The sequence below is a fragment of the Bacillus sp. 522_BSPC genome (genome assembly GCF_001076885.1).
In the GTDB taxonomy this organism is placed as follows: Bacteria; Bacillota; Bacilli; order Bacillales; family Cytobacillaceae; genus Niallia; species Niallia hominis.
The window spans coordinates 1-307 of record NZ_JVDT01000069.1 but is presented as its reverse complement, the minus strand read 5'-3'; the positions used below and the strand labels follow the sequence as shown (position 1 = coordinate 307).

The following is a 307-nucleotide window of genomic DNA, read 5'->3' as shown; positions in this document are numbered from 1 at the left end:
AATCGGCTGTCCCCTTTGGTGGCTTACCTATATGTAAGCACTCTCCAGAGCTGCGTCCAAATAGAGTTCTTTTGCCTGAGAGATTCACAAAATACTTTGCTTGCTCCTTCGGCGCTACGAATGTAGTCTCTCCCCTATTTCTCATCCGCGATTCATAAAATTTTCTTAATTGGTCATACTAAATACTACCTGAAAAAATGTTTTCCCACCTGACAGTTGCCTTCCACTTAAAGCCTTATGAAAATTCGTGAAAGATAGGTGGGAGGTGCCTCACTTGCTGGCAGGCGACTTTGTAATTCCATTGCAA

The 307-nt window shown here is 43.0% G+C and carries 1 riboswitch.

Annotation, left to right across the window (positions count from 1 at the left end):
• Positions 1 to 53: 53 nt before the first annotated feature.
• A riboswitch (glycine riboswitch) is annotated at positions 54 to 145 on the bottom strand.
• Between the last annotated feature and the right edge of the window lie 162 nt (positions 146 to 307).